Below are 15118 nucleotides of genomic sequence, written 5' to 3'. Positions count from 1 at the left end.
TTATAGTTTTAGATAATGGCTTTAGTTTAAATAGATATTACTGTACCATTTTTGGAAACAATAAAAAGCCCAAACCCTAAACGTATTATCGCGCTTGCTGTCTAAATGATTTTGCACTAAAGGTATCATTATATCTAAGTTAAAAATACCTTGATTTGATAAATAATTAGGTTCAATATATGATTCTAATTCTTTTTTTAAGCTAGATTTCAACCAGTTTCCGACAGGAGATCCAAATCCTTTTTTACTTTTTTCTAAAAACTCATCAGGAAATTGATCTTTAAAGGCTTCTTTTAGTATGTGCTTTTTATTCCATCCTTTCATTAAATAGCTCTCTGGCAATGTATTTGTGTAATCCCATAATTTTTTGTTCAAAAACGGCGCTCTACATTCCAAAGAATTTTGCATACTTGTTCTATCAACTTTTGCAAGCATACCACCTTCTAAACTTAAAATCTTATCTACATGTCTAAACTCTGTTAAAGATTCAGCCTTATTACTATAAAGTGTGTCTTTATACTCACCATATAAATTATCTATGTAATAGGGTTGTGTTAAAATTTCGGATAATTCTTTTTCTGTATTAGCTAACGAAATAATATCCCAATACTGATCGCCTTCATAACTAACAGATTTGAGCATTTTTTTTATTTTGAATCGTTTTCCTCTATTATCATTTTTTGTTGCTAGCAAAAATTTTGATGAGTTTAATAATATGTTATGAATAGGCTTGGGAACAATATTGGTGTAGCGTGTATTCATTTTACCAACATAATATTTATTGTACCCTCCAAATACTTCATCACCACCGTCACCGGTTAATGCCACTTTTACATAATCTCTTGTCTTTTTTGAAACAAAATAAGTGGGTAGGGCAGCAGTATCAGAAAATGGTTCGTCAAAGTTTAATAAAATTTCATGAATATTGTTTTTTAAATCGTCTTCACCAATTTTAAATTCGTGATGGTTACTACCAATCATTTTGGCAACAAGTTGAGATTTGGCCGTTTCATCCATTTTTGCCTCTTTAAAACCTATTGAAAATGTTTCAATTTTTTTGGTTGCAGATTGAGAAAGACAAAGAGATACTATTGATGAGTCAACACCACCGGATAAGAATGTCCCTAACGGCACATCGGCAATAGACCTGCTATTAACACTTTCGTAAACCAAATCCTTAACATGTTTTTTTGCATCCTCAAAACTTATATTTTCTTCCTTAGGAAGCGTTTCTTGACAGATTTCGTGAACTTTATGTGCATTGGTTTTTAAATCATACGCTATATAATGATTAGCTTCAAGTTTAAAAATGTTATCATATATGGAATAAGGTGCAGGAATATAAGTTAGCCTTAAAAAAAGATTCACGCCCTTTTTTGATATTTCGGGTTTAAAATCCAATACATTAACTATTGATTTTAATTCTGATGCCCAAATGAACTGTTTGCTTGTGCTAGTATAATAAAGCGGCTTTTCCCCGAAAAAATCTCTAGCTATAAACACCTTGTTTTTATGTTGATCATATATACTGAAACCGAACATACCATCTAGCCATTTAAATGACTCAACACCATGTTTTTCATAAAGCCTTAAAATAACCTCAGTATCACTATTCGTTTTAAATACAGTTCCTGATTCTTCCAACTTTGACTTGAGCTCCCTATAGTTATAGATTTCACCATTAAATACAATGACTATTTTTTTATCATCAGAATATATGGGTTGTTTTCCTGTAGATAAATCTATAATGGACAACCTCCTCATTGCCATTCCTAAAGAAAAGTTGTCTTGTTTGGTAGCTATAAAACCATCTTCATCAGGACCTCTATGAATAATTAAATTATTCATTTTGGTTAATGCTGCAGTTATTTCGTTTTCACTACAACTTGTTTTATTTATTATTCCGTTAATTCCACACATGGGTTTACTTTTTATTTAGTATAATCAGTTAAACTAATTACATCTATATATTCTTTTAATATTTTATTTTTTCTAAAATCTTCTGCACGTTTTAAGACACTAGTTTTACAGCTATCTAGATATGCTTTGTTAGACATAAAATAGTTGATTCCTTTTGCCATTAATTCAGCATTTTTAATAGGTACCAAGATGCCGTAATCTGTTTTCATGATATCATTTTCAACGTTTTTTAATTCCATGATTTCACTTGGGCCAGATTGACAATTTGTAGTTAAAATTGGCAGGCCACAAGACATGGCTTCAAGTAACACATTAGGGAATCCTTCATGATTTGAGCCAAATATAAATAAGTCGGCCTTTTTCAAATATTTATAAGGGTTAGGGTCAAAACCAGCTAATATAACTTGTTTTTCTAAATTCAGTTCCTTGATTTGAGATTCTAACTCCTTTTTCAAATTTCCGTCTCCAAATATGTATAATCTTAATATTGGGTCATTTAATTTGCTTATTGCATTTATGAGCATACCATGGTTTTTACCAATATCCAAACGACCAAGGGTTACAATATTGAATTTTTTACTATCAAAGAAATCATTTAATCCTTCTATTTTGTCAATTTTTTCTAAATCTATTGGGTTATGAATCACCTTCATTTTATTGGTCGGTACGCTAAAGTTTTCTGTTAAATCATTAGCGTTTCCATGAGAATTCGATATTACTACATCAGATTTTTTATATAGTAAACGGATCATTTTTTTATTAAAAAAAGATTGAAAACTTGGATAACTATATTGAAGACTTGGAAATGCACGTTCATTAGTTATTACCTTATAACTGTATCTTGTGAGTTTACTCGAAATAATATTTATAAATGATGGCCTAGTTAAAAAACTTAAACTGTGAGTGATTTCCAATCGCTTTAAAAGTCTAGAATATTTGTATGCCAAAAAAGGAATTTTTAACGTTTTGATAATACCATTTTCATGAGGACTGGATTGCTCTATGTAATGTATTTGGATTTCACTAGGTATTTGATATTTAATGGTTGGGTTCATCAAAACAAGGTGTACCTTAATTTTATTATCTATACAATAGGCTAGGAGGTGAGAAACAGCTCTTTCTGCACCACCACCAGATAATGAATAAATTAAAATACCTAAAGACTTTGCTTTAATTGTATTATTTGATTGAAAATCCTTGTCCATTATTTTTTAACCATTGCCTTAAGATTATTAATGACCAAATAAGTTCGGTACGATTCCAACTTCCATCCATATGTTGGTTAATCATTTTTACGACTTCTTTTGGTTTTATTCCTGGAATCTCGCTTAAGTTTTCAAAGCTTAATTCAGTTAAAACGTAATCTTTTAAATCAGATTTAAACCATTCCTTAAAAGGCATTGTAAAACCAGCTTTTGGCCGGTCAAATATATCTTTAGGAACATGTTTGTACAAAACATCTTTAAGAATTCTTTTTTGATTTTTATCCTGAAATTTAAAATCAGTTGGTAGGGACCTTGCAAATTCAACAACCCTATAATCCAGTAAAGGAGACCTTGCTTCAAGAGAATAAGCCATAGTAGCTCTATCTACCTTTGTGTTGATATCCCAATTTAAATAGGTTTTAAGATCAAAGTCTGAAATTCTTTCAAATACATTTTTATTTTCATGAAATAAGTACTTAAGTTCTTCAAATTGAAAATCATTAGTTTGTTCAAACTCAAACCAATTAGACTTTGGGCCATATAAAGTGCTTAAATAAGCGTCGTTTACACTTTTGTTTTGTATCACTCCGCCTATTACCTTCAACTTGTAATTAGGCATAACATTTAAAGTTTTAGCTGCTAAAAGCCTAATAGGTTTAGGTAGTTTATAAATACTATTCATATATTTCACCCAATTATATCTATGATACCCAATAAAGCTCTCATCTCCTGCATCACCAGAGAGTGCAACAGTTACGTGCTTTTTTGTGTATTTTGCCAACAACATTGAAGGAATGGCAGAAGAGTCATTGAAGGGCTCGTCATAGTAGTGATGAAAATTATCAATGAGGTCAATACCTTCGTTGTAATTACATTCAATGATATGATGATCTGTATTTAAATGGTCGGCAACTTTCTTTGCATAAATACTCTCATCAAATCCTTTTTCATTAAACTTTACAGAAAACGTTTTTATTTTTTCGTTGGTACTTTTTGTGGCTAAGGCTGCTATTAATGATGAATCTACTCCTCCAGAAAGAAAAACACCTACGGGAACATCAGCAAACAATCTCATTTTTACTGCGTCTTTAGCAATTTTCTCTAGTTCTAACGTAGCTTCATCATAGGTTCCAGTAAATTTATTTTTACCTAAATAATCGATATCCCAATATTCTTCGTTTTGGAATTCGCCAGTATTTAAATTATAGGTAAAATAATGACCAGCCTGTAATTTTTTTATTTCGTTAAAAATTGAATTGGTGTCTGGAATGGTGCCCCAAGATAAATACTCACGTATTGCATTGGTTGAAATGGTCAACCTTTTTTCATTAAAGAGTTGAATAGATGAAATTTGACTAGAAAACTCGAACTCTTTACCATTTAAATAATAGTAGAATGGTTTTTGTCCGAGTCTATCTCTTGCTCCAAAGAATTGTTGTTTATTAATATCATAAATAACAAATGCAAACATACCATTTAGATGGTCAACACAATTTTTGCCAAATTCTAAATATGCAGCGCAAATAACTTCGGTATCACTGGTGGTATTAAAAACATAACCTTTTTGTGATAACCTTTTTCTTAATTCCTGAAAATTATAAATTTCTCCATTAAAAACAATTTGTATTTTATCTAGATAATTAAAGGGCTGATTTGATCTCGGGTCTAAATCTATAATAGATAACCTATTATGTCCAAATGTGACATGAGTATCATTGTAGCTATAAGAGTTCCAACCCATTTTGTCGGGGCCTCTATATGCTGTCCTTTCAAGTTTAGACTTTATTTGATTATCTGAATACTTTATAGTTGTACCGTAAATTCCACACATACTGAATAATTTCTGTTCTTATATTTAATTATGAGCCGCCTGACTTTTTTTTGGGAGTATTACTTTCTGGCCTAATATTTTATCATATTTTTCAGGAATTATAGGTCTATTACCGCCATCATGATGGAAGGTCAATTCGCCAAAATATAATTTTCCATCTAAATCATACCAATCAACTCTTACATAACAAAAATCTTGAGATAACTTTTCAGATAAGGTAATCATTTCGTTCAGCGTTTTTGGCTTATCTACTTCTGTGTCTGAAGGTTCTGTAGTTTTCCCCTCATCTTTTATTGAAGTCCATTTATATGGTTCTCTTTCCCATTTTGTATTGTACCAATTTCTATAATGTTTATCCGCATTTCTATCTATATCGACCTGGATCATATTTGCTTTTCCATTAAAACAATGAATTTTGTAATCAAAAGGTATGTTGCCTTGCTTATTTAAAAGTAATTTTTCAACAATAATACAGGGTTTAATATTTTTATATTGCCATTCTTTGGAGTTGTAATAATAATTATCCTTCATTCTTTTCTTGAACCCTTTTCTAATAACTTTCCAATTTATTTCAGGTTTATATTTGTCATGAATAATTATTCCACCCCCACTATCGTGATTTGTTTTTATGATAAAAGGTATGTCTGGTAAGTTTTCAGGGATAATTTGTTTAGGATCATCAGTCTTAAAATGGAGTGGCACTAAATATTTTTCACCAATTTTATCTATAATATACTCTCGAACGGCATATTTATCAGCGCAAGTTGTATGTAATGGTGTTCTATCATACAACTTTAACCAAATAATCTTTTCGTTAAGTGTTATTGGGTTTTCTAGGTTTATTTTTCTACCAAAACTATCTTCAAATTTATCTGTTAGATATTTTTTTTCTGGTTTTATATAGAATAAATAAAAATCATTTAGCTTGATAAGTTTTGTAATTAAGTATTTACCTATTATCGTTTTTTTGTAGAAAAATTTTAATATTTTTTTCATTGTTTAAAATAAATTTGGGTAATGATTATTTGGTAATACAGGAATCAAATAATGACTCGTATTTTTCTAAAATAGTATTGGAATTATATTTTTTAAAAACAGAATCGTGTACAATTTGAGGGTCCCATGCCTTGGATAAGGCTTTATCAATTTTATTTTTAAAATCTTCTTCAGAATTCGCAATAAATCCATTGACATTATCTTGAATAATTTCATTGATACCACCGGGAGCTTCAAAAGCAATAGCAGGTGTTCCAACAGCACAAGTTTCTATAAGAGCGTTAGGAAACCCTTCGACAAAAGATCCTTGAAGAAAAAAATCACTTTCAGATAAAAATTTGGCAACTTTATCTGTATATGGGATATGTGTTATTTTATCTTCTAAATTAAGTTCTTTTATTTTGCTGAAAATAGTATCTTTTTGCGATCCTTTTCCAATTATTGTATATTGGAAATTAACGTTTTTTAATTTACTTAAAACGTTTAATAGTCGCAAATGACCTTTTCTTCTTTCTAGGCTGCCAACAGTAATAAATTTATAGGTTCTATTTGGGCTTTGATGAGATACATTTTTTTTAACATCGAATGATTTAGTAATTGGATTGTTAATTACAACAAGCTTACTTTTTTTAAAACCAGAGTGTTTTAGAACATCATTATACATGTCTTGCGATTGGCAAATAATATAATCTAAACGCTTGTCCCCGTATTTATTTAAGAAAGAAGGAAAGTATCTATTACTTTTTTCAGGATGGTGCTTTAAAACACTTCCTATATTAACAATTCGCCCTATAAATTTGCATTTTGGGAACAATATTGAAATAAAGCCCATATATGTATTTAAATTTAAAACACTAATTACAATTTTAGGTTTTAAACGTTTAATTAAGAAAATACAATCTACTAAACTAGTTAACACCCGAGGTTTATTTAGGTATATCACATCTATATTATGAACCTCAAAAGCATTATCTTTTTCAAAACCTACCACAGCCAAGGTTACGTTATATTTTTGATTGTTAATATGTTGCGCAATATAAGACATAACGCGTTCTGCTCCACCTGCGGATAAGGAAGGCAAAAAGAAAATGACTTTTGTTTTTTGGCTGTTCATTCCTGTTACTTTAATAATTGTTTATTTTTCTTATCAAGATCCGATAACTTTAGATATACAAAAATTGTGATAAATATAGTTGAATATTTTTCGAAATATGTATGTCCTACAAGAAAAGATGTGGCTACAGTAATTGTTAGAAAAATATAATAAAAGTTAGATTGATAGTATTTTATACTTTTGGTAATGAGAAAAAATATAATATATATTAAAAAAGCAAAAGCAATTATACCAGCTTCACCTATTACTAATAAATATAAATTGTGAACTCCTGTATTAAGTCTAAAACCTTGTCCTTGTAAATTACGAAAACCATTCCCTAAAAAGGGTTTACTCAAAATAATATCTGTAAATTGTGCCCAAGTGTCAGTTCTACTATCATCATTTATAGTTTCAGTTTTAACTTCATCACTAAATATACTTTCTAGTGCTTCAAATCTTGATGTATTTAGTTTTAATGTGCCAGACAATAAAACAAAAGCAAGTACTATTGCTCCCAAAATAGGAGCTGCTAAATTTTTTCTACTCGATATAGCAGCAGCAATATTAATGAGTACCCATATTAAAATAAAATATCTTGACATGGTTAATATTCCAGCAAATGAAAATACAAGCTGACCAATCATTTTTAGCTTAGCGTTTTTTATTCCATAACTTAAACTAAAGCCAACAAGACTCACAATTGCCGCGTAATTAGGATTTAAATAAAAACCACTAAACCTCCCATAAGAATCACCAAAAGTAGCATCAGTAGTAGGGAAAACTACCGCATGTATAACGATACTTAAAGCGCCAAAAATGGTAACGATAAATATTTCTTCTATTTTTGAATCTTTTGCGACTTCGGTACAACAGACAACAACTATGATGAATTTTATAAAAAACACAAGATAATCTTCTACAAATCCGTATGTAGGCAAAAAGTTGAGACCAGAAATGGTGTAATATGTAATGCCCAAAAAAATAAATGGCAATAGTGGCTGTCTGTAATTATCGACATAAAACACAAAATAAACTAGTAGTAGAAGTATTGTTATATAACTTGTTATCGCACCTAGCCCTATACTTATATAAAAAAGCGCAAATGTAGGGAAACCCCACATGATAAAAATTAAAATCAATATTCTTAGTATTCTTTTCAAATTAATTGTTGTTGTTTTTTAAGCTTTAAAGTATATCTGTATAATATGATGGCTCTAATAATAAACACAGTAGTGGTACATAATGCAATTCCAAAAACGCCATAGTATTTCATGAAAATAAAATCTAACACCAAATTTAAAATAACTGCAATTAATGATACTTTGGCCATAAAATTATTTTCGTTTATGCTAGTCAAAAAATTAACTATTACCATACCACAAACTGTAAATGGTGCATAAACTAAAAAAATAATTTGTATAAGAGAAACAATCTCGGTGTTTTTATTAGTGAATTCCCCACGTTCAAATAAAAATTCAATCAACCACGGTGATATTAAAATGACAGATATCGCAGCTAAGGAAGTAGCTATAAATAAGCGTTTTAAAGCAAAAAATAGTTTGTCGAAAGCTAGTTTTTTATCTTCAATAACTAATTTGGAAAAATGCGGAAGTAAAACTTTACCCATAGAAATTATTAATATCGAAGTCAAAAAAGCAGGGATTTTCAGTCCGTAATTTAATGAGGCAATTGAACCAATAGCTAGTTTTGCAGCAAAATATTGGTCGGTAACCGGTATAAGCCCTGTTAAAAACCCAGAAGAGACTTTAGCAGGAATTTGCTTCATCATTATTTTTATGTCTGGACTTTTAAAATTAGGTTTTGATAATTTAATAATTTTCTTATTGTAAGAAATTAATAATATAAATAGAAACTCTATTAGAGTACCTAATAATAAACTTACAGCCAGAATTTTTTGCCCTAATTGTTCTTTGAAAAAAGTGATACATACTAAAAAGCATATTGGAGTGATTACTCCTATAAATGTGGGTGTTTTAAATTCTCCACTAATATGTAAAAGACCTGATAATAATGAGTTTAACCCCCAAATAAAAATACAGGGAACAATATAATAGAATTGTATTTTTATTAAGCTATAGTATGTTTTTGTATGACCGCTAAAAAATGTTTCAATAAAAGTATCGGTAAACAGTATTGCTATGATAGTAAAAAGGGTCGAAACCACAATAGTAATTAAAAACCCTGTTGCTTGAAATGCTTTTAAATCATTATCTAATTTTGATGCTTTAACATAATTTGGGATAAAAACACTTCCAAAGGCACCTATAAAAACATTGCTTATAAAACCAGGAATAAGCATAGCAATGAAAAAGGTGTCTAGTAGTTCAGATAAGCCAAAAGCTGAGGCAACAACAGTTTCTTTGTAGAAGGCTACTATCTTTACCAGTACTGTTAAAGCTCCAACTAAAAGAATATTTTTTAGTACAGCACTTTTTGAATAGGTTAATACAAGTTTCTTTAAATCAAAAAAGTTCATTTTGGGGCTTATTTTTCTTAATTTAATAATTTTTCAAATAAATGAATCCACTCTAATGTTACAGGTTCTGCTTCTAATGATTTAACACTTTTAACCGCATTAATACTAAATTTTTCTCTTAACTTTTCATTGTTTATTAGTTTTGATAAACGTACTTCTAGTTGTTCTTGGTCATTAATAGGGATTAAATATCCATTATGACCGTCTGTTATTAATTCCGAAGGACCAGTAGGGCAATCTGTAGAAACACATGGAAGCCCAAAATGCATAGCTTCTATTAATGCATTTGGAGAGCCTTCAAAAATGGATGTGAAGGCAAAAATTTTTGATTTATTATAAAAATGGGCAATGTCTTTTGTTTGACCCAATAAATTCACTTTACTTTCTAATTTCAGTAATTTTATCAGTTCTTCATATTCTTTTTGTTTTTCTCCTTTTCCAACTACAATTAGTTTCCAATTATCATTATTTATGTTAGCAAAAGCTTTGATCAATACATCTTGGGCTTTTTGATTTGTTAAACGACCTATGTTTAAAATAATATTCTCTTTTTTAAAATTGATATCACGGGCTTCAGTAAGTTCAGGGGCGATAGGATTTTTTAAAATGATTATTTTATTACTTTTAATTATAGGTTCAAATTGCTCTTTTATTTTATCAGTTTGAACAACTAAAAAATCTGCTTTTTTGTATAACAATTTTCTCAATATTCGCCATTGGAGTTGAGTACTTGATTTTTTTGGATAATTTCGTTCACTAATGATACATGGTATGTTGTTTTTACGGGATGCTAAAATAGTTAAAATATTTACGCTAGTTATAAAACCAATAGCTAAATCTATTTTATTGTCCTTTAAGTACTTACTTATGGTTTTATAAAGAGAATAGTTTGCTCTTAGCGCTTGAATTATGCCATCGCTAGGTTGAAACTCTTCTCTACAAGAAAATATTTTAACACTTTTGTTTAGTTTGTAAAAAGGCTCACATTTTGTTAATAATATAATGTGTACTTCATATTTTTCTGAAAGTTGATTAGAAAGTGTTGTAACAACTCTTTCTGCCCCTCCTGCGGTTAACGCACCTATAACAAAAGAAATTTTCTTTTTATTCATAAATTATAATTGGCAGTATTCTTTTATAAAAAACATAATTAATCGGTAAAACTATGACTATAATTTATTAAAAAGAATTCTTAGTTCAATAATATTTTGTAAAGATTAAAAAAGAGACAAGTTTAGTCTTATTTTTTCGCCAATATATTAATATTTTCGGTTTAAGGTCTCTTAGATATTAAATAATAGGTTTAATGAAAACTGCATTTTATAAATGGGTTATAGAAAAGAAGTCTTTTTAAAAAAATACTGTCCATTTTATTCATCATAATTACAGTACTATAATAATAATAATTGCAAGGATTAAAAAGGATATTTTTATATATTGCGGCTTGAAAGCTTTAATAGAATTTAGCTCTTCTTCGTAAATGAATAACTTAAAACTACTCAGTTCTTATGCTGTTTAATTCAATTGATTTTGCAATTTTTTTACCTATAGTTTTTTTTCTATATTGGTTTGTAACTCAAAAGAACTTAAAATTACAAAACCTTTTAATAATTGCTGCTAGTTATTTATTTTATGGCTGGTGGGATTATAGGTTTTTATCGCTAATAGTATTTAGTAGTTTGTTAGATTATTCAATAGGTATTGGGCTTAGTAAGTATGAAGATAAAACGAAACGTAAAGCTCTATTACTTTTAAGTTTATTTGTCAATCTAGGTTTTTTGGGGTTTTTTAAATATTATAATTTTTTCCTTGACAATTTTGTAGATGCATTTAGTTTATTTGGAAAAAGTATAAGCATTCAAGGGCTTAATATAATTTTACCGGTAGGAATTAGTTTTTATACTTTTCAAACCCTTAGTTATACTATAGATGTTTATAGGAAAAAGTTGGAACCCACAAAAGACATTGTATCGTTTCTTGCTTTTGTTAGTTTCTTTCCCCAGCTTGTAGCTGGTCCTATTGAAAGGGCTTCAAATTTACTACCACAATTTTATAAAAAGCGAAAATTTATCTATTCTAATGCTATAGATGGCATGCGACAAATTCTTTGGGGCTTGTTTAAAAAAGTAGTGGTAGCAGATAATTGCGCAACATTTGCAAATCAGATATTTGATAACTATCCTGATCAATCGGCTAGTACTTTAGTATTTGGAGCTTTGTTTTTTACTTTTCAAATTTATGGTGATTTTTCTGGATATTCTGATATTGCAATTGGTACTTCCAGATTGTTTGGGTTTAATTTGATGAGGAATTTTGCTTTCCCATACTTTTCCAGAGATATTGCCGAGTTTTGGAGGCGTTGGCATATATCTTTATCTACTTGGTTTAGAGATTATGTTTATATACCTCTTGGAGGAAGCAAAGGAGGGGCGGCAAAAAAAATCAGAAATGTATTTGTGATATTTCTTGTCAGTGGCTTTTGGCACGGTGCGAATTGGACTTTTATTATTTGGGGATTTTTAAATGCATTGTATTTTCTTCCAGTGATGTTATTGAAAAAAAATAGAGTAAATACAAATAATGTAGCAGAAGGAGGTTTATTTCCAAACTTCTTTGAGTTTAGGCAAATCATTTTTACATTTTTACTCACTATGGTAGCTTGGGTGTTTTTTAGAGCTCCTACAGTTACTGACGCCTTACTTTATTTAAAGGGGCTTTTTAGCACGTCAATTTTTGCTGTTCCTGATGATTTAAACAATTGGCTTATAACATTAGCGTTTATTTTTACATTGGTTTTTGTTGAATGGTTACAAAGGGATAAAGAGCATGCTTTAGAATTGCAAAGTTCTAATATCTCAAGATCCCTTCGTTGGAGTTTTTATGTAATTATATTTTTTTCCATATTTTGGTATGGAGGTACACAACAAGATTTTATCTATTTCCAATTCTAATAGTTTATTTATATCATGAGAAATTTCGTTAGTAATTGTTTTAAATATTTAGGACTATTTTTGTTAATATGTCTAGGTTCTCTTCTTTTCAATTCTTTACTGCTTAATAATTATGGGTATAAAGTTGAAAAAGATCAAAACGTTTTAATACTTGGAGATTCGCATACTGAATATGCTTTAGACGATACCGTTTTTAAGAATAGTGTAAATTTATCACATAGTGCTGATTCTTATTTTTATTCTTATTTGAAAATAAGAAAAATGAAAAAAGAGAATCCCCAGATTGATACGTTACTTTTAGCATTATCTAATCATAATTTATTATTGGAATATGAAGAAAGGTGGATTTTCAACACAGCTCATATTAAGAGTAAATTTAGAATTTACACCGACTTAATGGATCTATCAGATTTTATGTTTTTATTTAAATCGAACCCTTCTGCTGTTATTCAAGGCATTATTGAATCTCCAAAATATTCCATAAAATTACTTTTCAATGGAGAACTTATAGAAAGGGATTTAGGTAAATTCCATCCTTCTCAAAGAAATAGTTTATTGAAAGATATTGAACATTTTAAAAACAACAAGTACCATAGATCTCTTGAATATTCGAATGTTGAGATGAAGTATTTATTTAATATTGTTAATTTTTGTAAAGAAAATGATATCGAACTTATTTTTATTAGTACACCTGTACATCCAGAATACAATAAATTTAGGGAAAAAGAATTTGAAACATTAAAAAAGTTTTACAATTCAGAATTATCTGATTTTAAATATTTAGATTTTTCAGAATTCGATATGCCAGATAAAGGCTTTCAAGACATGGACCATCTTAATGCCGAGGGAGCAGAATTGTTTACTAGACATGTAATTAAAGAAATGAAATTCAAATAATCACTTTTATTTAAAGTGATTATAATTTAATGATTTTTATTCTTTAGAAAAATCACTGATTGGAGGGGAAACTATTTCATCTAGATTGATTTTTTTCCATCTAGGTTCAACACCTAACCTCGCATTCCAATATTTATTAAATGTAAATTCATCATTTGTTTTAACATCTAAAGAGTTTCCATATACTTTTGCTACTTCAACACTATCATATTTCATTATTTTTAATAATGTTGGAAAAATATTATAATGGCTAGATTTGTCTTTATTATCATTTATTGTTTTTTCCCAATTCAAAGTATTTAAATTTTCACCTTGAATTATGACAAGAGGCACCAAACCTTCCTCCATAGTTGGATCTGCACTACAATGTGTATTAATGCCTGGATTTTTCCGTTCATGGAGATCTTGCCCATGATCAGATGTATAAATAATTACAGATTTATTTAAGTCTGCATTATTTAGAATTTTCGTAAAAAACTCACCAACGTTCCATTCCAAAGTATTTCTATAAGAATTTCGGTATTGAACCCATTCTTCTGGACTACCATTAAAGCCAGTTCTTAACCCAGTATCAGCAACGTCCAGCCATTTTCCTCTGGGCAATGCAGGTTTGTACTTAAGGAACTCATCAGGATATTTATCATGTATGGGGAAATGCAGTCCGATTTTATTAATAAAAACGAACTCATGAGTATCATTGTTTATCAAATCTGTCAATACATTTGCAACTTCTTGATCTCTATTTTGAATACTAATATTGTCAAATTGAATAAATTCATCAATATTTTTTTGTTCGGTGGTTGTCATGCCATTTTGCAGTTCGCCTCCTGTTCGTTGAGCATCTATATACACGGTTTTTAAACCTGCATTTTGTGCATATTGCCATATGGATGGTTTAGAATAGATTATCTTTTTGTAGCGCTCTCTAGTACCTCCATACCTAAGTGTTAAGTTGGAAGGGTTACTACAGTTGGCTATAGATGCAGCATAACCATAATTTATGATATCTAGATTTGAATATGCTTTATTCAAGGATGTATTAACTCCGTTAGAATTATTTATATCCAGATAATTTGCAACAACACTTTCATCTAATATAAAAATGATATCATGCCCAATCTCAACATTTTCCCGGTCAATACTAATGTCTTCCCTAGTTCCAAAATCATCTTGTGATAGTTCATATAGAACTAGTGAAGAATAGGATAGAGGGGTATAAAAAGAAGGCAAGCCTAAAGCACCACTACCACCTTTATAGAAAATTAAATAGGTAAATAATATGAATGATACCGCGGGGACAGCTTTTAAGTATAACTTATTGACTGTCCATTTATTGGGCTTTAAAATTATTCCCAGAAGCAATAATAATCCAAACCCTATGGATATTAAGTACGACTTTGTATATTGTTGGAATGCCTCTCCAGCTGCACCAGCTGCATCAATCATGTTTATATATGCGTTATAATCAAATGGTTCCAGCATAATTCTTTGATAAGAATCGAAAGCAACTACACAGATAAAGAAAATGCTACCGAGAATAATGCGCGTATAATTATTTTTGATATGAGCAACTATAAAAGCACTCAGAACCAATAAAAAGAAAAAGAAAAGGTATATGGCTCCAGAAGCTGAGAGCCCAAAATAGTATATACGATCTAAATAGACATCAAAGTCTTTAGCAAAGTAAGCTAAAATCAAGATGCTTTTTATGGGTAGTTTCATGCG

The 15118-nt window shown here is 29.6% G+C and carries 11 protein-coding genes; 2 read left to right on the top strand and 9 right to left on the bottom strand.

The genetic code is table 11. The features are described from left to right. Nucleotides 1-21: 21 nt before the first annotated feature. Genes asnB (ABXQ82_RS12195) through ABXQ82_RS12160 form a run of 8 tightly spaced genes read right to left on the bottom strand, consistent with a single transcriptional unit; the run spans nucleotide 22 to nucleotide 10657 of the window. Nucleotides 22-1920 carry an asparagine synthase (glutamine-hydrolyzing) gene (asnB, locus tag ABXQ82_RS12195; RefSeq protein WP_367059866.1) on the bottom strand — a complete coding sequence of 633 codons (1899 nt, stop codon included), beginning with the start codon at nucleotides 1918-1920 and terminating at the stop codon, nucleotides 22-24. Nucleotides 1921-1931: 11 nt separating this feature from the next. Further along, nucleotides 1932-3125 (bottom strand): glycosyltransferase, encoded by a 1194-nt coding sequence (locus ABXQ82_RS12190; protein ID WP_367059863.1) that lies wholly within the window; start codon nucleotides 3123-3125, stop codon nucleotides 1932-1934. Continuing rightward, complete coding sequence (gene asnB, locus ABXQ82_RS12185; protein ID WP_367059860.1) at nucleotides 3100-4956, bottom strand: asparagine synthase (glutamine-hydrolyzing); 1857 nt, start codon at nucleotides 4954-4956, stop codon at nucleotides 3100-3102. The genes ABXQ82_RS12190 and asnB (ABXQ82_RS12185) overlap by 26 nt, the downstream gene beginning before the upstream one ends. 24 nt (nucleotides 4957-4980) lie before the next feature. Further along, nucleotides 4981-5952, bottom strand: coding sequence for an ATP-grasp fold amidoligase family protein (locus ABXQ82_RS12180; protein WP_367059857.1), 972 nt, complete (start codon nucleotides 5950-5952; stop codon nucleotides 4981-4983). A 25-nt stretch (nucleotides 5953-5977) separates the two neighbouring features. Next, nucleotides 5978-7066, bottom strand: coding sequence for a glycosyltransferase (locus ABXQ82_RS12175; protein ID WP_367059854.1), 1089 nt, complete (start codon nucleotides 7064-7066; stop codon nucleotides 5978-5980). A 5-nt stretch (nucleotides 7067-7071) separates the two neighbouring features. Beyond that, nucleotides 7072-8208 carry an O-antigen ligase family protein gene (locus ABXQ82_RS12170; RefSeq protein ID WP_367059851.1) on the bottom strand — a complete coding sequence of 379 codons (1137 nt, stop codon included), beginning with the start codon at nucleotides 8206-8208 and terminating at the stop codon, nucleotides 7072-7074. Further along, a complete protein-coding gene (locus ABXQ82_RS12165; protein WP_367059848.1) occupies nucleotides 8205-9545 on the bottom strand; it encodes a lipid II flippase MurJ in 1341 nt (446 codons plus the stop codon). Before ABXQ82_RS12165 ends, ABXQ82_RS12170 begins: the two co-directional genes overlap by 4 nt. A 17-nt stretch (nucleotides 9546-9562) precedes the next feature. Further along, nucleotides 9563-10657 (bottom strand): glycosyltransferase family 4 protein, encoded by a 1095-nt coding sequence (locus ABXQ82_RS12160; protein ID WP_367059845.1) that lies wholly within the window; start codon nucleotides 10655-10657, stop codon nucleotides 9563-9565. Nucleotides 10658-11053: 396 nt separating this feature from the next. Between ABXQ82_RS12160 and ABXQ82_RS12155 the strand changes: the two genes are divergently transcribed. Together ABXQ82_RS12155 and ABXQ82_RS12150 are read left to right on the top strand one after the other, a co-directional pair. Next, entirely contained in the window at nucleotides 11054-12496 is a 1443-nt protein-coding gene (locus ABXQ82_RS12155; protein ID WP_367059842.1) for an MBOAT family O-acyltransferase, read from the top strand. A gap of 15 nt (nucleotides 12497-12511) precedes the next feature. After that, nucleotides 12512-13393 carry a D-alanyl-lipoteichoic acid biosynthesis protein DltD gene (locus tag ABXQ82_RS12150; protein ID WP_367059839.1) on the top strand — a complete coding sequence of 294 codons (882 nt, stop codon included), beginning with the start codon at nucleotides 12512-12514 and terminating at the stop codon, nucleotides 13391-13393. Nucleotides 13394-13429: 36 nt separating this feature from the next. On the opposite strand, the gene ABXQ82_RS12145 is transcribed toward ABXQ82_RS12150, so the two are convergent. Further along, the gene (locus tag ABXQ82_RS12145; RefSeq protein WP_367059837.1) at nucleotides 13430-15115 is read right to left on the bottom strand and encodes a sulfatase-like hydrolase/transferase; all 1686 of its coding nucleotides are present in this window, start codon (nucleotides 15113-15115) and stop codon (nucleotides 13430-13432) included. Nucleotides 15116-15118: the final 3 nt, after the last annotated feature.

Origin of the sequence: Algibacter sp. 2305UL17-15, assembly GCF_040720935.1 — a bacterium.
Classification (GTDB): domain Bacteria; phylum Bacteroidota; class Bacteroidia; order Flavobacteriales; family Flavobacteriaceae; genus Jejuia.
This window is presented reverse-complemented; position numbering and strand designations above follow the sequence as displayed.

Excerpts from the sequence above, each read along its gene's own strand:
- ABXQ82_RS12180 (WP_367059857.1), bottom strand. The coding sequence starts at position 5,952 with ATGAAAAAAATATTAAAATTTTTCTACAAAAAAACGATAATAGGTAAA.
- ABXQ82_RS12155 (WP_367059842.1), top strand. The coding sequence starts at position 11,054 with ATGCTGTTTAATTCAATTGATTTTGCAATTTTTTTACCTATAGTTTTT.
- ABXQ82_RS12160 (WP_367059845.1), bottom strand. The coding sequence starts at position 10,657 with ATGAATAAAAAGAAAATTTCTTTTGTTATAGGTGCGTTAACCGCAGGA.
- ABXQ82_RS12165 (WP_367059848.1), bottom strand. The coding sequence starts at position 9,545 with ATGAACTTTTTTGATTTAAAGAAACTTGTATTAACCTATTCAAAAAGT.
- asnB (WP_367059860.1), bottom strand. The coding sequence starts at position 4,956 with ATGTGTGGAATTTACGGTACAACTATAAAGTATTCAGATAATCAAATA.
- ABXQ82_RS12175 (WP_367059854.1), bottom strand. The coding sequence starts at position 7,066 with ATGAACAGCCAAAAAACAAAAGTCATTTTCTTTTTGCCTTCCTTATCC.
- ABXQ82_RS12145 (WP_367059837.1), bottom strand. The coding sequence starts at position 15,115 with ATGAAACTACCCATAAAAAGCATCTTGATTTTAGCTTACTTTGCTAAA.
- ABXQ82_RS12150 (WP_367059839.1), top strand. The coding sequence starts at position 12,512 with ATGAGAAATTTCGTTAGTAATTGTTTTAAATATTTAGGACTATTTTTG.
- asnB (WP_367059866.1), bottom strand. The coding sequence starts at position 1,920 with ATGTGTGGAATTAACGGAATAATAAATAAAACAAGTTGTAGTGAAAAC.
- ABXQ82_RS12190 (WP_367059863.1), bottom strand. The coding sequence starts at position 3,125 with ATGGACAAGGATTTTCAATCAAATAATACAATTAAAGCAAAGTCTTTA.